Source organism: Collimonas sp. NPDC087041 (assembly GCF_044745265.1).
In the GTDB taxonomy this organism is placed as follows: domain Bacteria; phylum Pseudomonadota; class Gammaproteobacteria; order Burkholderiales; family Burkholderiaceae_D; genus Collimonas.
The window spans coordinates 146,929-165,073 of sequence record NZ_JBIUZX010000011.1 but is presented as its reverse complement, the minus strand read 5'-3'; the positions used below and the strand labels follow the sequence as shown (position 1 = coordinate 165,073).

The following is an 18,145-nucleotide window of genomic DNA, read 5'->3' as shown; positions in this document are numbered from 1 at the left end:
GCCTACTCTCGGCCCTGCCAAAGCGGCAGGGTTGAGCAGGTCAATCTCAGCAGTGTCAGATGGGAATCCAATGCATTTAAATTTGTCTCAGCGGAGGCCGGCTCGCATCCCCGCGCGGGTGCGCTTAGCAGCCTTGCCTATTACGCTTGCCTTGTTACTGCCGTGCATCGGCAACAGCGCGTTCGCGTTCGATTTCAACACCGTCGCCAGGCGTGCCAAGGAATTGGCCGATACGTCGTACAGCAAATCGGATACCAATTTGCCGAAGGAAATCGGCAATCTCAGTTACGAGCAGTATCGGGATATTCGCTTCAAGCCGGAAAAATATCTGTGGCGCAGCCAGAAATTACCGTTCGAGCTGGCCTTTTTCCATGAAGGATATGCGTTCGATCAACCGGTCAAGATCAATGAGATCAACGGTCAGAGCGTGCGTGAAATCCGCTTCGATCCGAACGATTTTGATTTCGGCGACAACAAGGTCGATCTGCGCAAGTTGCGCTCCCTTGGTTTTGCCGGTTTCCGTGTGCACTATCCAGTAAATACCGCCAAATACAAGGACGAGGTATTGTCGTTTCTTGGCGCCAGTTATTTCCGCGGGCTCGGCAAGGATCAGACCTACGGCCTGTCGGCGCGCGGCCTGGCGATCGATACCGGTTTGAGTTCGGGTGAGGAATTTCCGCGCTTTACAGAATTCTGGGTTGAGCGGCCGACTGCGGGCGCCAAGGAACTGACCATCTATGCGCTGCTGAATTCACGGCGCGTCACCGGCGCTTACCGCTTCGTGTTGAAGCCCGGCGTGGACACTGCAATCGATGTCAAGGCGCAGTTGTATTTGCGTGAAAATGTCAGCAAACTGGGATTGGCGCCGCTGACCAGCATGTACCTGCACGGCGACAACCAGCGTTCGGCGAACGAGGATTTCCGCCCCGAAGTACACGATTCCGATGGCTTGTCGGTGGCGTCCGGCACCGGCGAATGGATCTGGCGTCCGTTGGTCAACCCGAAGCGCTTGCTGGTCACTTCCTATGCGCTCAGCAATCCTGCCGGGTTCGGCTTGATGCAGCGTGATCGCAATTTTGCCAGTTATCAGGATCTCGATGCGAGGTTTGAAAAACACCCGAGCGCCTGGATCCAGCCGAAAGGCAACTGGGGCAACGGCAGGGTAGAGCTGGTGCAGATTCCGACGCCTGACGAGACCAACGACAATATCGTTGCGTTCTGGGTGCCGGAGACACCACCCAAAGTAGGTCAGCCGTTCAACCTGGAATACACCTTGCTTTGGCAGAAAGACGCCGACAAGCGGCCGCCGTTGTCATGGGTGACGCAGACCCGGCGCGGCCAGGGTTACCAGAAGAAGAGCGATGACAACAGCATCGGCCTGATCGTCGATTTCGAAGGTCCGGTATTCAAGAAGCTGTCGGATAAGGTCCAGCCGGAAGGCGTGGTCAGTGTCGACGACAACGGCAAGCTGCTGGACACCAAGGTGGTGCGCAACGATGCCACCGGAGGCTGGCGCATGATACTGCGCGTGCGTCGCAATGAAGACAATAAACCGGTTGAGCTGCGCGGCTTCCTGCGCGGCGGCAGCACCACTTTATCGGAAACCTGGAGTTACATATTACCGCCCAACTAGAACGCGAATTGCAATCGCCGCCGGCCGTGCCGGATGTATGCGAACGCTATCTTGATCGCTTGCCTTTGTCGGCAGAGCGGCGTGCCGCCTTGTCGGCGCGCCTTGGAGAAAATGGCCAGTCGCCGATGACCGTCTTGCACCAGGCGCTGGCCGGCAGCATCGGTGCCGGCGCCACGCTGCCCGCAACCGCCAATCCGGCCTATGCTTCCATCGCCGCCAGGCTGCAACTGGCGTTCGGCCAGGCGCCGGCGGACCAGCCTGGCGAGGCGACGGCGCAGCAGTCTACGCCGGCCATCTGCACCGATGCCGGCGGTCGCACCCGCATCGAGATCGCGCCACCGCTGAAACGCACGCCGATTGTGGCCCATCCGTGGGGCACCCTGAATCCGCTGGTGCGCTGGATCGAAACCGCCAACCGCAAATTCGACCTGCGCCCACGCGCCAAACAGCGGCGCCATAAAAAGGCGGCTCGCTCGACCGCATTGCCGCAGCCGGAGCCGCAAGTTGTTCCCGCCGTCGACAGCCAGGATCAGCACCACAGCACGTCGCGCGGCAATCTGCGCCGCATCGTGTTGTTGATGCTGATGCTGGCGCAGACCGCATTGGCAACCTATTTCATGAGCGCGGTGCTGCCGTATCACGGCGCCAAACCGCTCGAAATGGTGACACTGGGTTTGTTTGCCCTGTTGTTTTGCTGGGTCTCGGCTGGCTTCTGGACTGCGATGGCCGGTTTCCTGGTGCTGATGCGCGGCACCGACCGCTATGTGATTTCACGCGAAGATGCTGCGCCGGGACCGATTCCGGCTGAAGCCAGGACGGCGATCGTGATGCCGATCTGTAACGAGGATGTGACCAGGGTGTTTGCCGGGCTGCGTGCGACGTACGAGTCGGTCCAGGCCAGCGGCGAATTGGATCGCTTCGATTTCTTCGTACTGAGCGACAGTGGCGACAGCGATATCTGCACTGCTGAGCTGGATGCCTGGTCGACCTTGTGCCGCACGGTTGGCGGCTTCGGCCGGATTTTCTATCGGCATCGGCGGCGCCGGGTCAAACGCAAGAGCGGCAATATCGATGATTTCTGCCGTCGTTGGGGATCGCAGTACAGCTACATGATCGTGCTCGATGCCGACAGCGTCATGAGCGGCACTTGCCTGACTACGCTGGTGCGTTTGATGCAGGCCAATCCGACCGCCGGCATCATTCAGACCGCGCCGCGCGCTGCCGGCCGCGATACCTTGTATGCGCGTATCCAGCAGTTTTCGACGCGCGTGTACGGTCCGTTGTTTACTGCCGGATTGCACTATTGGCAGCTGGGCGAGTCGCATTACTGGGGACACAACGCGATCATCCGCTTGCAACCGTTCATGCAACATTGCGCGCTGGCGCCGTTGCCGGGAGAGGGCGCGTTGGCTGGCGAAATCCTGTCGCACGATTTTGTCGAAGCGGCGCTGATGCGGCGCGCCGGCTGGGGCGTCTGGATTGCCTATGATCTGGCAGGCAGCTACGAAGAAATGCCGCCCAACCTGCTGGATGAGTTAAAGCGCGACCGCCGCTGGTGCCAGGGCAACCTGATGAATTTCCGCCTGTTCCTGGCGCGCGGCATGCATGCGGTGCATCGCGCCGTGTTCGTCACCGGCGTGATGGCTTATTTGTCGGCACCGCTGTGGTTCTTGTCGCTGCTGTTGTCGACGGTGCTGCTGGCGGTGCATACGCTGGTGGCGCCGGAATACTTCTCGGCGCCGGGGCAACTGTTTCCGCTCTGGCCGGAATGGCATCCGGAACGCGCGCTCGCACTCTTCACCGCGACCGCCACTTTGCTATTCCTGCCAAAGGTGTTGAGCGTGGTGCTGATCTGGGTCAAGGGCGCACGCGAATTTGGCGGTGCGCTGCGACTCGCTGCCAGCATGGTCATGGAGTTGCTGTTCTCGGTGATGCTGGCGCCGGTGCGCATGCTGTTTCACACCCGCTTCGTGATCGGCGCGTTTCTCGGCTGGACCATCAGCTGGAAGTCGCCGCCGCGTGAGGACACCGAGACCAGTTGGGGCGAAGCCTGCCGGCGTCATGGCGGCCATACCTTGTTGGGATTGGTCTGGGGCTGCGCCGTGTATTGGCTGGAGCCGGGCTTCCTCTGGTGGCTGTTGCCGATCGTTGGATCGCTGGTGCTGTCGATTCCGTTGTCGGTGTTTTCCAGCCGCGTCACGCTCGGCCGCAGCTTCCGTCACGCGCGTTTGTTCGTGATTCCCGAAGAGGTTGATTTGCCGCCTGAACTGGCGGCGACTACTGCTTATAACGACAACGGCAAGGCGCTGGCGAATTTTAATGACGCGGTGATCGATCCGGTATTCAATGCATTGCTGTGCGCCGCCGTGACTGCGCGCCCGGGTGTGCCTGCGGCGACTGTGGCAGCGCGGAATGCATTGGTTCAGAGTGCATTGAAGGGCGGTCCCGACAGCCTGACGCCGCGGCAAAAAAATGCACTGCTGGACGATCCGCTGATGCTGTCGCAACTGCATTTCGATATCTGGAATTCGGGACAATCCAATCGCCGCTGGCAAGCGTTGCTGGAAACACCCGGCATGAACCATTGAAACAATAAAGCAAGGAGTAGCATGTTACGACGTGATTTTCTGAAAGCGTCGGCGGCGCTTGCCGCCGCCGGATTTCCTGCAAGTTCGCTGTTGGCGGCAGCGGCTGCGCCGGAGCATTTGAAATTCCTCGGACAGCCGCAGGCTTTCGATTACGCCTGGCTCAAGGGACACGCCAGGCAACTGGCCGGCCAGCCATATAAGCTGCCGGAAAATCACATCCCGCCCGAGGTCAATGCACTCGACTGGGATCAGTATCAAGCCATTGGTTATCGTGGCGACCATGCGTTGTGGGCCAAGGATCAGTTGCGTTTCCAGGTCAAGTTCTTCCATCTTGGCCTATTTTTCAAGAGCCCGGTGCAGATCTATGAATTGAAGGATGGTCAGGCACAGGAACTGGCCTACGATCCGGCCATGTTCAATTACGGCAAGAGCGGCTTGAAGGCCGACCATATGCCGAAGGATCTTGGCTTTGCCGGATTCCGGGTGAATTTCCATACCGACCTGGAGCGCGACATTACCGCTTTCCTTGGCGCCAGTTATTTCCGCGCTGTCGGCGCGGAGTGGCAGTACGGTTTGTCGGCGCGTGGCCTGGCAATCGATTGCGGCATGGATCGGCCGGAAGAATTCCCGTTGTTCACCAGCTTCTGGCTGGAACGTCCAGCCAAGGATTCGGGCAAGCTGGTGGTGTATGCGCTGCTCGATTCGCCGAGCGTGTCCGGCGCTTACCGCTTCGAGATCCAGCCGTCGGCGACGATGGTGATGGATGTCGATGTCGCCCTGTATCCGCGCAAGACGATCGAACGATTGGGCATTGCGCCGTTGACCAGCATGTTCCAGTACGGCGAGAACGATCGCCGCATCGGCGCCAGCGATGACTGGCGTCCGGAAATCCACGATTCGGATGGCTTGTCCCTGCAGCGCGGCAACGGCGAGTGGGTTTGGCGGCCATTGGTCAATCCCGAGCATCTGCGTTTCAACGCCTATCAGGATGAAAATCCGCGCGGCTTCGGCCTGCTGCAGCGTGATCGTAATTTCGACCACTACCAGGATGACGGCGTGTTCTACGATCGTCGTCCTAGCCTGTGGGTTGAACCGAAAGCGGGGTGGGGCAAAGGTGCGGTGCAACTGGTGGAAATCCCGACGCTCGATGAAACCTTCGACAACATCGTGGCATTCTGGAATCCGGCCGAGAAGCCGCAGCCAGGGCAGGAGCGCTTGTTTGCCTATCGCCTGCATTGGGGCAGCAAGATGCCGTTCTCGTCGCCGCTGGCGCAGGTGGTTGCCACCCGCACCGGCATGGGCGGCGTGATCGGTCAGAAGCGCGCTTATTATTCGCGCCGCTTTGCCATCGACTTTGCCGGTGGCGACCTGGCCTTGTTGGGCAAGGATGCCAAGGTGCAGGCCATGATCAGCGCCTCGCGCGGCAAGGTCGAGATTACGTCGGCCCGTCCGCTCGATGCAATTCACGGTTATCGCGCCATGTTTGACCTGAAGCCTGTCGACGATAGCGTTGAACCGATTGACATCCGGGTGTACCTGGTGGCGGACGGCCAGCCGCTGAGCGAAACCTGGCTGTATCAATGGACGCCGCCAGCGCCGGCGCAGCGTACTTTCTAGCCGGCTGCGGCAGCGATGTGCCGGCCGCAATCGGCCCGGCATCGCTGACTGACAAACCGCCGCTACAACTAGTTGTTGGGCCGGGTAATCCTGGTCTCGGCTACTCCGGTTGTAGGCGTCGTCCAAAAAGCCGGCCGGGCCTCAGGTTTTTTACACATTTGCAATATACTGTGTAGCTTGGTTGCGCCTTGCGCACTGCTTATTTTTGGAGTATTCCCATGTTTGGTTGGTTTGAAAGGCTGGTGCATCCGTATCCGGACACCGCCGTGACGCCGCCGCCGCGCGGCTTTTTTGCCTTTGTCTGGAGTTGCACCAAGGGCTTGCGTCCTTACATTGTTGCGATGACCTTGCTGACCGCCGTTACCGGCGCGTTCGAGGCCTTGCTGTTTGCAATGATGGGACGGATTGTCGATTGGCTGGGACACGTCGAGCCATCGACCTTGTGGACCCATGAAAGCAGCAATTTGCTATTGTTGGTCGGCATATTGCTGGCCAGCCCGATCGTCGTGGCCCTGCAAAGCATGTTCAAGCAACAGGCGCTGGCGGGCAACTTCCCGATGATGCTGCGCTGGAAATTCCATCGCCTGATGCTGAACCAGAGCATGCATTTTTATCAGGACGAATTCGCCGGCCGCGTCGCCACCAAAGTCATGCAGACTTCTTTGGCGGTGCGCGATGTCTGCATGATCTTGTGCGACATCCTGGTGTTCGTGGTGATCTACTTCGTCACCATGGTCGCGGTGGTCGGCAGTTTCAGCGGCTGGATGCTGGTGCCGTTCCTCGGTTGGCTGCTGCTGTATTGCCTGGCGCTGTGGTTTTTCGTGCCGCGCCTGAGCCGGGTCGCCAAGACCCAGGCCGATGCGCGCTCGCTGATGACTGGCCGCATCACTGACGCCTATACCAATATCGCGACCGTCAAATTGTTCTCACACGCCGGCCGTGAAGCCGGTTATGCGCGTTCGGCGATGCAGGAATTCTTGCAGACCGTGCACGGCCAGATGCGTCTGGTGACAGGTTTCGAAATCGTTAATCACACGCTGAGCATGCTGCTGATCCTGAGCACCGCTGGCGCCGCGCTCTGGTTGTGGACCCAGGGCCAGGTCGGCATCGGCGCAGTGGCGGCGGCGACGGCAATGGCTTTGCGCCTGAACGGTATTTCGCATTGGGTAATGTGGGAAATGGCTTCGCTGTTCGAGCAGGTCGGTACGGTGCAGGACGGCATCAACACCTTGGCGCGTCCGCACGCCGTGTTGGATCAACCCGATGCCAAGCCATTGCAGGTGACGCGCGGTGAGCTGGTCTTTGACCGCGTCAGTTTCGCTTATGGCGGCGTGCGCCCGGTGATCGAGCAGTTGTCGCTGGATATCCGTCCCGGTGAAAAGATCGGCCTGGTCGGTCGTTCCGGCGCGGGCAAGTCGACCATCGTCAATTTGCTGCTACGCTTCTACGACGTGGAGCAGGGCCGCATCCTGATCGATGGTCAGGATATCTCGCAGGTTACGCAAAACAGCTTGCGGGCTCAGGTCGGCATGGTGACCCAGGATACCTCGCTGCTGCATCGTTCAGTGCGCGACAACCTGCTGTACGGCCGCCCGGACGCAACCGATGCCGACATGCTGGCCGCCGCCAAGCGTGCCGAAGCGCATGATTTCATCCTGACCCTGACTGATCCCAAGGGACGCACCGGCTACGACGCCCATGTCGGCGAACGCGGCGTCAAACTTTCGGGTGGCCAGCGTCAGCGGATTGCGATCGCGCGCGTTATGTTGAAAGACGCGCCGATTTTGTTGCTGGACGAGGCCACCAGCGCGCTTGATTCGGAAGTCGAAGCAGCGATCCAGGCCAGCTTGTATCGGCTGATGGAAGGCAAGACCGTGGTGGCGATCGCTCATCGCTTGTCGACCATCGCCGCCATGGATAGGCTGGTGGTGCTCGACAAGGGCCGCATCGTCGAAGAAGGTGATCACCACAGCCTGCTGCAGCGCGGCGGCCTGTATGCGCGCTTGTGGGCGCATCAGAGCGGTGGCTTCCTTGGCGAAGAAATTGACGATGACGACGTGCAAGAAGGGGATACGCAAGCCGTGCTGGCATAATGGACCTTATGGCGACTTGATTTATTTGCAACGACTGGTTCATACGTTGCGCTGCCGTTGCCATACTGCAGCGCACCTGTCTTCTCCTATGGGCAATTGAATTGCCTATAACGACTGATATTTGACTATTCCTGATTTCGTACCAATGACTGTTGAATCGACCGACACTTCCGCTTCCCCGACATCCTTTGGCCACACTGGCCGACGCTGGTTGATTGCTATCCTGGCGCTATTGATAGCGCTGGGGGGCGGGTTCCTGCTATGGAAAACTTTTTGGCAGCGGCCGGCGCCGGCGCCGGTCGTCGTGCCGGTGCGCCCGCAGACTGTTGCCGTCGGGCGCGGCGATATCGAACAGGCAGTATTTGCCAACGGTAAATTGCAATTGCATAAATACAGCGATGTCGTGGCGCAGGTGTCCGGACAGATCAAGGATGTGCTGGTGATGGTTGGCGATGAAGTCAAGTCAGGCAAGATGGTGGTTGAAATTACACCAACCCTGCCGGTGGCGCGGGTGGAAAGCAATCGAGCCCAGTTGGCAAGACTGCAGGCGGAATTGGCAGACCAGCGCGCACAACTGGATTTTGCGGAACTGCAGTTCAAGCGCCAGACGCAGTTGAAAGCAGAGAATGCCACACGCGAAGAATCGTTTGAATCAAGCCGGATGGGCATGTATTCTGCCGCCGCCCGGGTCGAGGCGATCAATGCCCAGATTCGCCAAACTGAATCGACCCTGAAAGACGACGAAGAAACCCGCAACCATACCCAAGTGGTGGCGCCGATCAGCGGCACCGTGGTGTCGGTGGCGGCACGCACAGGCCAGACGGTGGCCGCCGGCCAACCGACCGCGCCACTGATGCGCATCGCCGACCTGAGCCGCCTGACGGTGCAGGCGCGGGTTGCTGAAATCGACGTGCCGTTGCTGCACAAGGGCATGACAGCGTATTTCACCACGCCGGGTTATCCCGGCAAGCGCTGGTCGGGCAAGTTGCGGCAAGTCATTCCGGTTCCCGCCGACGGCTCGGGCGAGCAGGGCAAGCAAACCTTCTATAACGTCTTGTTTGAAGTCGACAATCCGCAACAGGAACTGATGAGCGGCATGAGTACCCAGGTCAGTTTTGTCCTGGCGCAGGCGCATGATGCAATCGTCTTGCCGGCTGTCGCGCTGGGCAAGCCGGAGCCTGACGGCAGCTACAAGGTGAAGGTGCTTGGCGCAAATCAACAGCCTGTGGCACGCAATATAAAGATTGGTATTCGCAACCAGAAAATGGTGCAGGTCCTGGCCGGGTTGGCGCCGGGCGATCAAGTGGTGGTGTCGGGGGCGGCAGCGGCAACGTTGAGTAATGCCGCGACTCCGGTTGCCAGCGCGCCAATCGCAGCGGCCCCGGCAGCAGCGTCGGCATCGACTGCGGCATCGGCATCGACTGCAGCAGCGCCGACAGCGGTCAAGGTGCACTGATGAAGACGCGCATGAGCCGCAGCACCATTCGTTTTTTTTCGCCGCTGGCACTGTGCTCCAGCGCATTGCTGTTGTTGCTGTTGTCAGGTTGCGCCAGCCAGCAGATCGAGACCAAGGAAGCAACGCCCAGCGTGGAGATTCCGCCCGGTTGGGATTTGTCTGCCAATAACGGCGAGCAGGATTGGCCGGACAGCAGCTGGTGGAAACGATTCGGTAGTGATGAACTGAGCCAGCTGGTGGCCCAGGGACAAGCCAGCAACCTGGAAATCGCCGCCGCCATTTCGCGTGTGCATCAGGCTGAAGCGCAGGCACGTATCGCCGGCGCACCGTTGTTGCCGAACGCGGATTTTTCCACCAGCGTCAATCGCGCGCTGCCATTGGCCTCCAACGGCAGCGCCGTGACATCGACCAGCGGTTTGGTCGAGATCGGTTACGAGGTCGATTTCTGGGGCAAGAACAAGGCTGGCCTGGTGGCGGCGGAAGCATCGCTGCAGGCCAATCGTTATGACCGCGAAACGGTCGCGCTGACTGTCACCAGCGGCATTGTCTCGACCTATTTGCAGGTGCTGTCATTACGCGACCGCCTCGAAATCGCCCAACAGAACGTCGCCAATGCGGAGCGCGTGCTCAACCTGGTGGCGGCGCAAAGCCGTGCCGGTGCGGCATCCCCGCTCGATCTGGCACGCCAGCGTTCCGCTGTCGCCGGCCAGAAAGCGGTGATTCCTGACCTGATGCAGCAAGAACGCGAGGCGCAGACAGCGCTGGCGATTCTACTCGGCCGTCCGCCGCAGACCTTTACCGTCAACGAGCCAGGCTTGGGCAAGATTCTGTTACCGCAGGTGACGCCGGGCTTGCCGTCCGAACTGCTGTCGCGGCGGCCGGATATCCGTCACGCCGAGGCGCAATTGGCTGCGGCTAATGCCAATGTTGCCGTGGCGCGCGCCGCGCTGTTCCCGAGCATTCGCCTGACCGGTTCCGCCGGTGGCCAGAGCAATGCGCTGTTGTCCCTGTTTAACGGCCCCAATATGCTGGCGAACCTGGGAGCCGGGTTGGTAGCGCCGATTTTCGACGCCGGCCGACTCAATAGCGAACGCGACCTGGCAATCGCCCAGAAGCAGGAGCTGGTGCAGGTCTATCGTTCCACTGTGATCAATGCCTTGTCCGAGGTCGATACGGCGCTGGGACAAATTCGCAGCCTGGATGAGCAGAGCAAATTGAAGAACACCGAAATGGAGCAGGCTCGCTTTGCCTTCGAATTATCGGAAATCCGGTATCGCGTTGGCGCCGAGGATTTGATGACGGTGCTCGATACCCAGCGCACCTTGTCGGAAGTCCAGAACGAATTGGGTCAGCTCAAGCTGAAGCGCCTGAAGGCGACAGTCTCGCTGTACAAAGCCTTGGGCGGTGGCTGGCAGGATGTACCGGTTGGCACCCCCGCCACGGAGAAATCGTAGGGGGCACGGAGGTGCCCACCCCACGCTGTTACACCGCTACAGGCGCCTTGATATGGGCTTGCGGGTGATAGTCGTTGATCTCAAAATCCTCGAAACGATAATCGAAGATCGAATCCGGCCGGCGCGTGATATTCAGCTTCGGCAACGGACCTGGAGTGCGTGACAGTTGCAGTTCAACCTGTTCCGCATGGTTGGAATAAAGATGGCAATCGCCGCCGGTCCAGATGAAGTCACCGACATCCAGGTTGCATTGCTGCGCCATCATGTGCGTTAGCAGAGCATACGATGCGATGTTGAACGGCACGCCGAGGAAGATATCCGCGCTGCGCTGATACAACTGGCAGGACAGCTTGCCGTCGGCCACATAGAACTGGAAGAAGGCGTGGCAGGGCGGCAGTTTCATCTGCGGAATATCGGCCACATTCCAGGCGGAGACGATCAGGCGGCGTGAATCCGGATTGTTCTTGATCTGCTCGACGACTTGCTTGATCTGGTCGATATGCTCACCGTTCGGCGCCGGCCAGGAGCGCCACTGATAACCGTAGATCGGCCCCAGGTTGCCCTCGCTATCGGCCCATTCATCCCAGATCTTGACATCGTTGTCTTTTAGATACTTGATGTTGGTCGAGCCGTTGAGGAACCAGATCAATTCGTGGATGATCGAGCGCAGGTGCAGTTTCTTCGTGGTCAACAGCGGGAAGCCATCTTGCAGGTTGAAACGCATCTGATAGCCGAACACCGAGCGGGTGCCGGTGCCGGTGCGGTCGGTTTTGACGCTGCCATGTTGCTGCACATGGCGCATGAGATCGAGGTATTGTTGCATTTTTGTCGTAATTGCTAGGCGGATGGCAAGATTGTAACGCATCTGCCCGCCACTCTTATTCCGCCTGCGCCTTCAATATGCGATCAATGCGTTCCTTGCTGGGCGGATGGGTCGACAGGTAAGGCGAGAAGCCGGCCGGCTCGCTATCGAGTTTTTCGAAGGTATAAGCCAGTTTTTTCAAGCTGATGCCATTTGCCTTGAACATGGCGATGGCATAGTCGTCTGCTTCCAGTTCGATATCGCGCGAGTATTTCAGATCCAGCACCAGCGGCGGAATAGTGGCGATCAATGTCGAGGCATCGCCGAACAGCACGGCAGCAGCAGTACCAACCGCCGATGCCTGGATCAGGCGTCGCATCAAGTGACGTCGATGCAAATGTCCCAGCTCATGCGCCAGCACACCCATCAAGGCATCATCGTCATCCAGCAGTCGCACCAGTTCGTCGGTCACGACAATCTCGCCGGAGGGCAGGGCAAACGCGTTGGGGCCGATTTTGCTTTTGCGGAAAATGATCTGGTAGTCAGGAGCATCTTGTGCCGGCGGCTGCAGAGCGCGGAAGCGGCTGATGATTGCATCTTGCTCTGACTTGGGCAGCGTGGAGGGGCTTAAAATGCGCTGGTCGAGAAATTCCAGTGTGCCGGCGCCAATCCGTCTTTCCACCGACTCCGGCAACGCGTTGGCAATCAGGCCCGAGGCGGCCGGCAGCAGATACAAATAGCCCAGCACCAGGATCACGATCAACGCTGCGGTTGCTTGCAGGGTAGTGCGCCAGCTTTGCTGCATGCGTACTACCAGCGAATCCTGGTATCCGGTACTGGCCAGTAACTCGGCAAATGCACCGGCGTCGGCAATTTCAAGATAGGCGCCGTCGGCAAACGTTACCTTGCGCGCGGCCCTCTCTGCGCGTTCGGAAACGCGCAGTTCGCTAAGCGGCGCCTGCCTTTGCGCTTCTCCAGAGATATAGGCGATGCCCGCATCGACTGTCAGTTCTACTGCGTGCCTGCGTGAAGTCTTGCCGTCGAAATAAAAGGCGGACACCGTCCTTGATTGCATAGTATGTACTTTTGCCAGATGCGTTGTTACAGCGATAGATCGAAATCCAGCAGATCCGACATCCCTTCGCTGGTTGCCGAGCCATGGGCCTCTTCATCGGCGACAAAGTTGTCGAGCGAATCCGCAGCGTGCAGGGTCACCGATTCGACCCGATACTTGAGCGCGCGAATCTGGGCGAACGGTGTGAACAGCCCCAGCGTGAACACAATGCCGAGCAGGTTGGTGATCATGATGAACGCCATTTTCGACCACTTGAGATTGCTGTGGAACTGATGCGGTCCCAGCTTGGTATGGCTCCAGATCAGGTTCTGGATCATGGTCAGGAACAGCGGCACGATCAGGAATGTCCACGCATACATGCAGAAGAACATCAGGCTGAGGTTGATCAAGGTAGCGGCTCCCGCATGCTTCAGGCCAGCCAACATCGCCATCAGTGTGCCGCCGAACATCACCAGGATGGCAGCGTAGCCAAGCCAGGCGACAGCGGCGGCGATCAGGTAGGCTTTGTAAAAGGAACCGGCGCCGGCATCGAACGAGAAATGCGTCGTGCCGAATTTGCTTTCCTCATGCAGGTACTTCTTGCTGCGTTGATGTGCGAACGGCAAGAGCAGGCCGAAGGTGATGCCGGCCAGGATCGGCAGCAGCAGGTATTTGACGTAGGACTGTCCTGCACTACCGCGAAAACCAAAGCGGATGCCGCGGTAGCTGGAGTTGTATAACTTGAATTGATAACTTTTCCAGATCAGCCATGGCATGCCCCCCATCATCAGGAGCAGCGCCAGCAGGCCAATTACCGGCGAAAGTTTGAATGCGATATTGTAGGCGCCGATCAGCACCACCGCGATGATGCGTCCTTTCAGGATCGCAATCGGATTGCCGTGATATTCGAAGCTGCTACCGTGAATATTCGTGTTGTCGTAGAAGTACTTGGTGCGACGGACCTTGGCCCAGGCCGAGTAGATGCCGAGCGTAACGATGGAAAGCAAGAGATTGACTATCCATATGCGGAAATATTCTCCGCCCCGTCCCGTAAAAGAAAATGGCGCGATTGTCGGTTGCGATGGCGCTGGGCTTGGCGCAAAGTCTAACGACTGCGCGTCTGCAGGTGGTATGCTCATTCCAGTTTTCTCCCTGTGTGTTATTTGACATTGTTGTTGGATCACAAGATGAATCATTGACAATCGAAAGTCAATAGCACGTCCTGCTAGTCAGCCGCTGTTTTGAGCGCGGTTACAAATTAATGATTTTTGCCCTGAACTTTTCCGGAGGGGAATCCTCGAAAGCTGGAGACCTTCATCTCTCAGGTGCACTTGTTATTCATATCGTTGTCGTTGCGAACACTACTTGAGTTCTGGTGTGTAAAGCGTGGCGCCGACGGTGTTTTCATTACTGAATCAACCCACAGGGTTGTCATTGGCTAGACAGCATTTTCCAGGAGATCACATGCTTAAATCAGATACATTTTTTGGCGGCAAGCGCGAAACACCAACCCCTAATTCTCCTTTCAGCACCGGTAGCAACCTGACTTCCGGCAGCACTTCCTCCATTCCAAAGGCGAGCAATCCTGTGAGCACTCCTGTCAGTCACGTTTCCTCCTCCAGCACCAATGAAGTCGGCAGCAAACTGATCGTTGGCCCAAACATCAAGCTCAAAGGCGTTGAGATTACCGATTGCGACACGCTGGTGGTTGAAGGACGTGTTGAAGCGACAATGAATTCGCGCGTGATCCACATCGCAGAAAAGGGCGCCTTCAAGGGTTCGGCAGAAATCGACCTGGCGGAAATCTATGGTGAGTTCGACGGCGACCTGACCGTCCGCGAAAAACTGGTGATTTACTCGACCGGCAAGGTTTCCGGCAAGATTCGCTACGGTAAAGTGGTCATCGAAGAAGGCGGCCAACTGACAGGTGAAGTGCAAGTTGGCACGGCTTCCAGCGCCAAGCCGGCTGCGACCAGCGCGGCCGCTGCTGTTACCGCCTCTGTCTAATCAATCAGTAACTAATAAATAACTAAGAAATAACTAAAAAATAACTAAAAAATAACAAGCCGCTACGAGGCGGTATCACGGCCTATCCGTCAGCGGATCGCGGCCGTGCTACCACTTGTTGCGGTGAACCGGGGTGGGAGCTATTTCCATCCCGGTTTTTTGTCTATCTTGTATGTTGTGCATGCAAGCATGCGACAATAGCGCCTTTAGCCTGCGGCTGCAGCGCCAGATTATCGCTTACACAACATATCACATGAGCTATCCAGAATACATCCTCACCTTGTCTTGTCTCGACCAGCGTGGCATCGTTCACCGCGTTTCGGGCTTTCTGGCCGATCACGGTTGCAACATCATCGATTCCGCGCAGTTTGGCGATGCCCAGTCGCAGTTGTTCTTCATGCGCGTGCATTTTTCGTCCGACGATGCGTCGATCAGCGACCAGGACTTACGCGAGCAGTTTTCAGCGCTGGCCGATACGATGCAAATGCATTGGCAATTGCATGACGCTGGCAAGAAGCCGCGCATGATGCTGATGGTGTCGAAGATCGGCCACTGCCTCAACGACTTGCTGTTCCGCTACAAGAGCGGCCTGCTGCCGGTAGAGATTCCGGCGATTGTCTCTAACCATACCGATTTCTACCAGCTGGCGGCGAGCTACAACATTCCATTTCATCACCTGCCATTGGCGGCTGGCGCGTCGGCGCAGGCCAAGCAGGCGCAGGAAGCGCGGGTCATGGAAATCGTCGAAGCCAACAACATCGATCTGGTGGTGCTGGCGCGCTACATGCAAATTTTGTCGCCCTCGATGTGCACCGCGCTGACCGGTCGCGCCATCAATATCCATCACTCATTCCTGCCAAGCTTCAAGGGCGCCAAGCCTTACTATCAGGCCCATGACCGCGGCGTCAAACTGATCGGCGCCACCGCGCACTTCGTCACCGGCGACCTGGATGAAGGTCCGATCATTGAACAGGATGTGGCGCGGGTTGATCATGCGATGGATCCTGAAACCTTGACGGCGATAGGGCGCGATGTCGAATGCGTGGTGCTGGCGCGGGCGGTGAAGTGTTTCATCGAACATCGGATTCTGCTCAATGGCCACAAGACCGTGGTGTTCAAGTAAGGCGATCTGAAGCGTTCAAATGCTTCATTCGGAAATAAAAAATGGCCCCATTTCGTTGGGGTCATTTTTTTAACTTGCGTCCAGCACCGTTGTGGCGCGTCAGGTTCTAGCGCAGGGCGTCGACCATCTTCTCCAGCTTGACCGCATCGGCACTGAACTGGCGTATTCCTTCGGCCAATTTTTCGGTAGCCATCGCGTCGTCGTTGAGCATGGTGCGGAATGTGGTTTCATCGAGATTGATCTTTTTGATGTCGCTCTGTTGCGCATCTTCCAGACTCAGTTTGCGGGTGACGGGCGCGTCGCTTTCAGCCAGTTTCTGCAGCAAATCAGGACTGATGGTGAGCAGGTCGCAGCCAGCCAGTTCGATGATTTGCGAGGTGTTGCGGAAGCTGGCTCCCATCACTTCGGTGGCGTAGCCGAATTTGCGGAAGTAGCTGTAGATCTGCTTGACCGATTGCACGCCCGGATCGTCGGCGCCAGTGTAGTCCTGGCCGGTGGATTTCTTGTACCAGTCGTAGATACGGCCGACGAACGGCGAAATCAGTTGCACCTTGGCTTCGGCGCAGGCAATTGCCTGCGGCAGCGAAAACAGCAAGGTCAGGTTGCAATGCACGCCGGCCTTTTGCAACACTTCCGCGGCGCGGATACCTTCCCAGGTCGAGGCAATCTTGATCAGCACGCGCTCGCGGTCGATGCCGGCAGCTTCATACAGTTTGATCAGTGCATGCCCCTTGTCGATAGTGCCTTGGGTGTCGAACGACAGGCGGGCATCGGTTTCGGTCGAGACGCGGCCCGGAATGATCTTCAGGATTTCCTGGCCGAAGGTGATCAGCAGACGATCGATGATGTCGCCGGTGGCGAGGTTGGCGTGTTCCTTGACTGTCTGGCTCAGCAACGGCGCGTACTCGGGCTTTTGCACCGCCTTCAGGATCAGCGACGGGTTGGTGGTGGCGTCGCGTGGCGCGAACGCCTTGATGGATTGGAAGTCGCCGGTGTCGGCAACGATGGTGGTGAATTGCTTGAGTTGTTCGAGTTGGTTCATGGCAGCGTAGAAAAGCAGGAACTGTTAATCGGAAATGCCTTCCTGCCATTCTACGCAATTTATCGATGCGTGCCATGGTTGGCACGCATCGACCCGGCAATGTTGTCAGCTGCCCAGTTGCTGTTTAGCCAATCCGTTCTTCGGTCTCAGCATCGAACAATACCGCCTTCGACAGATCAAACGCCAGTTGCAAGCGATCCTTCGGCTTGGCCGCTGCGCGCGGGTGGGTACGGCAGGTTACGCGTGCATTGTTGAAGGTAGTGAACACCAAGGTGTCGGGGCCGGTCGGCTCGGTCAGTTCGACGGTACAGCCGACTTCGGTCGGATGATAGTCGCCCTGCGCATCATTGGCGTCCGAGATACGCGCACTCTGGGCATCAGTGACGTGTTCCGGCCGGATGCCGAGGATCACTTCCTTGCCTAGCCAGCTGCCGATCGATGGGTTTTGCGCTTGCGTCGGCGCCAGAGGCAACAGCGTTTTCTCGCCGGCATGCTCCAGTTCGAAGGCCGGGCCATGACCATTGGCTACCAGCTTGCCGCGCATGAAATTCATCGACGGCGAGCCGATGAAGCCGGCCACGAACAGGTTGCTTGGATTGTCGTAGATTTCCTGCGGGCTGCCGAACTGCTGCACGACGCCATCCTTCATCACGGCAATGCGGTCGCCCAGCGTCATCGCTTCGATCTGGTCATGTGTCACATAGACGATGGTGCTGCCGAGACGCTGGTGCATCAGCTTGATTTCCGCGCGCATTTCGACGCGCAGCTTGGCATCCAGGTTGGACAGCGGTTCATCGAACAGGAACAGCGCAGGATCACGTGCGATAGCGCGACCCATGGCGACACGCTGACGTTGGCCGCCCGACAGCAGGGCCGGCTTGCGGTCCAGCAGGTGGGTGATCTGCAGCGTGGTGGCGACGCGGTCGACGATCTTTTGCTGCTCGGCTTTCGGGACCTTGCGGATGCCGAGGCCGAATGAAATGTTTTCACGGACTGTCATGGTCGGGTACAGCGCGTAGGACTGGAACACCATGGCGATGTCGCGCTCTTTCGGCGCGACGTCGTTGACGCAACGGTCGCCAATCATGATCTGACCCTCGGAAACTGTTTCCAGCCCTGCGATCATGTTCAGCAGGGTCGATTTGCCGCAACCCGAACCGCCCACCAGGATCAGGAACTGGCCGTCTTCGATTTCGAGATCGATACCCTTCAAGACTTCGTTGCCGTTCGGGTAGACCTTGCGCACACTGCGAATTGATAAGCTTGCCATCTTTAA

13 protein-coding genes are annotated in these 18,145 nt (G+C 58.3%); 8 read left to right on the top strand and 5 right to left on the bottom strand.

Annotated features, from left to right (window positions below; all coding sequences use genetic code 11):
* Nucleotides 1-70 precede the first annotated feature (70 nt).
* The 6 genes from ACIPF8_RS19425 to ACIPF8_RS19400 all read left to right on the top strand — a co-directional run bounded on the left by ACIPF8_RS19425 (nt 71) and on the right by ACIPF8_RS19400 (nt 10,841).
* Complete coding sequence (locus tag ACIPF8_RS19425) at nt 71-1,633, top strand: glucan biosynthesis protein G (RefSeq protein ID WP_400424103.1); 1,563 nt, start codon at nt 71-73, stop codon at nt 1,631-1,633.
* An 8-nt stretch (nt 1,634-1,641) separates the two neighbouring features.
* On the top strand, nt 1,642-4,221 hold the full coding sequence (mdoH, locus tag ACIPF8_RS19420; protein ID WP_400424101.1) for a glucans biosynthesis glucosyltransferase MdoH: 2,580 nt from the start codon (nt 1,642-1,644) through the stop codon (nt 4,219-4,221).
* 21 nt (nt 4,222-4,242) lie between these two features.
* Nucleotides 4,243-5,838: a glucan biosynthesis protein gene (locus tag ACIPF8_RS19415; RefSeq protein WP_400424099.1), complete on the top strand. Its 1,596-nt coding sequence runs from the start codon at nt 4,243-4,245 to the stop codon at nt 5,836-5,838.
* Nucleotides 5,839-6,056: 218 nt separating this feature from the next.
* Nucleotides 6,057-7,931: an ABC transporter ATP-binding protein gene (locus ACIPF8_RS19410; RefSeq protein WP_400424097.1), complete on the top strand. Its 1,875-nt coding sequence runs from the start codon at nt 6,057-6,059 to the stop codon at nt 7,929-7,931.
* 121 nt (nt 7,932-8,052) lie between these two features.
* Nucleotides 8,053-9,387, top strand: a complete 1,335-nt coding sequence (locus tag ACIPF8_RS19405) for an efflux RND transporter periplasmic adaptor subunit (protein ID WP_400424095.1) — start codon at nt 8,053-8,055, stop codon at nt 9,385-9,387.
* 11 nt (nt 9,388-9,398) lie between these two features.
* Entirely contained in the window at nt 9,399-10,841 is a 1,443-nt protein-coding gene (locus tag ACIPF8_RS19400; protein ID WP_400424093.1) for an efflux transporter outer membrane subunit, read from the top strand.
* A 28-nt stretch (nt 10,842-10,869) separates the two neighbouring features.
* Here ACIPF8_RS19400 and ACIPF8_RS19395 read toward each other — a convergent pair whose 3' ends face one another.
* Genes ACIPF8_RS19395 through ACIPF8_RS19385 form a run of 3 tightly spaced genes read right to left on the bottom strand, consistent with a single transcriptional unit; the run spans nt 10,870 to nt 13,836 of the window.
* Nucleotides 10,870-11,664 carry a thymidylate synthase gene (locus tag ACIPF8_RS19395; RefSeq protein WP_400424091.1) on the bottom strand — a complete coding sequence of 265 codons (795 nt, stop codon included), beginning with the start codon at nt 11,662-11,664 and terminating at the stop codon, nt 10,870-10,872.
* A 55-nt stretch (nt 11,665-11,719) separates the two neighbouring features.
* Nucleotides 11,720-12,718, bottom strand: coding sequence for a M48 family metallopeptidase (locus ACIPF8_RS19390; RefSeq protein ID WP_400424089.1), 999 nt, complete (start codon nt 12,716-12,718; stop codon nt 11,720-11,722).
* 26 nt (nt 12,719-12,744) lie between these two features.
* The gene (locus ACIPF8_RS19385; protein ID WP_400424087.1) at nt 12,745-13,836 is read right to left on the bottom strand and encodes a YjgN family protein; all 1,092 of its coding nucleotides are present in this window, start codon (nt 13,834-13,836) and stop codon (nt 12,745-12,747) included.
* A 325-nt stretch (nt 13,837-14,161) separates the two neighbouring features.
* On the opposite strand from ACIPF8_RS19385, the gene ACIPF8_RS19380 reads away from it, so the two are divergent.
* Complete coding sequence (locus tag ACIPF8_RS19380) at nt 14,162-14,704, top strand: polymer-forming cytoskeletal protein (protein ID WP_400424086.1); 543 nt, start codon at nt 14,162-14,164, stop codon at nt 14,702-14,704.
* Between the two features lie 253 nt (nt 14,705-14,957).
* A complete protein-coding gene (gene purU, locus ACIPF8_RS19375; protein ID WP_400424084.1) occupies nt 14,958-15,827 on the top strand; it encodes a formyltetrahydrofolate deformylase in 870 nt (289 codons plus the stop codon).
* A 106-nt stretch (nt 15,828-15,933) separates the two neighbouring features.
* On the opposite strand, the gene tal is transcribed toward purU, so the two are convergent.
* Entirely contained in the window at nt 15,934-16,869 is a 936-nt protein-coding gene (tal, locus tag ACIPF8_RS19370) for a transaldolase (RefSeq protein WP_400424082.1), read from the bottom strand.
* A 124-nt stretch (nt 16,870-16,993) separates the two neighbouring features.
* Nucleotides 16,994-18,139, bottom strand: a complete 1,146-nt coding sequence (locus ACIPF8_RS19365) for an ABC transporter ATP-binding protein (RefSeq protein ID WP_400424080.1) — start codon at nt 18,137-18,139, stop codon at nt 16,994-16,996.
* Between the last annotated feature and the right edge of the window lie 6 nt (nt 18,140-18,145).

What these genes read in the sequence shown, in the direction of transcription:
- purU (WP_400424084.1), top strand. Translation starts at nt 14,958, where the DNA reads ATGAGCTATCCAGAATACATCCTCACCTTGTCTTGTCTCGACCAGCGT.
- ACIPF8_RS19385 (WP_400424087.1), bottom strand. Translation starts at nt 13,836, where the DNA reads ATGAGCATACCACCTGCAGACGCGCAGTCGTTAGACTTTGCGCCAAGC.
- ACIPF8_RS19395 (WP_400424091.1), bottom strand. Translation starts at nt 11,664, where the DNA reads ATGCAACAATACCTCGATCTCATGCGCCATGTGCAGCAACATGGCAGC.
- ACIPF8_RS19410 (WP_400424097.1), top strand. Translation starts at nt 6,057, where the DNA reads ATGTTTGGTTGGTTTGAAAGGCTGGTGCATCCGTATCCGGACACCGCC.
- ACIPF8_RS19365 (WP_400424080.1), bottom strand. Translation starts at nt 18,139, where the DNA reads ATGGCAAGCTTATCAATTCGCAGTGTGCGCAAGGTCTACCCGAACGGC.
- ACIPF8_RS19425 (WP_400424103.1), top strand. Translation starts at nt 71, where the DNA reads ATGCATTTAAATTTGTCTCAGCGGAGGCCGGCTCGCATCCCCGCGCGG.
- ACIPF8_RS19390 (WP_400424089.1), bottom strand. Translation starts at nt 12,718, where the DNA reads ATGCAATCAAGGACGGTGTCCGCCTTTTATTTCGACGGCAAGACTTCA.
- ACIPF8_RS19380 (WP_400424086.1), top strand. Translation starts at nt 14,162, where the DNA reads ATGCTTAAATCAGATACATTTTTTGGCGGCAAGCGCGAAACACCAACC.
- ACIPF8_RS19415 (WP_400424099.1), top strand. Translation starts at nt 4,243, where the DNA reads ATGTTACGACGTGATTTTCTGAAAGCGTCGGCGGCGCTTGCCGCCGCC.
- tal (WP_400424082.1), bottom strand. Translation starts at nt 16,869, where the DNA reads ATGAACCAACTCGAACAACTCAAGCAATTCACCACCATCGTTGCCGAC.
- ACIPF8_RS19400 (WP_400424093.1), top strand. Translation starts at nt 9,399, where the DNA reads ATGAGCCGCAGCACCATTCGTTTTTTTTCGCCGCTGGCACTGTGCTCC.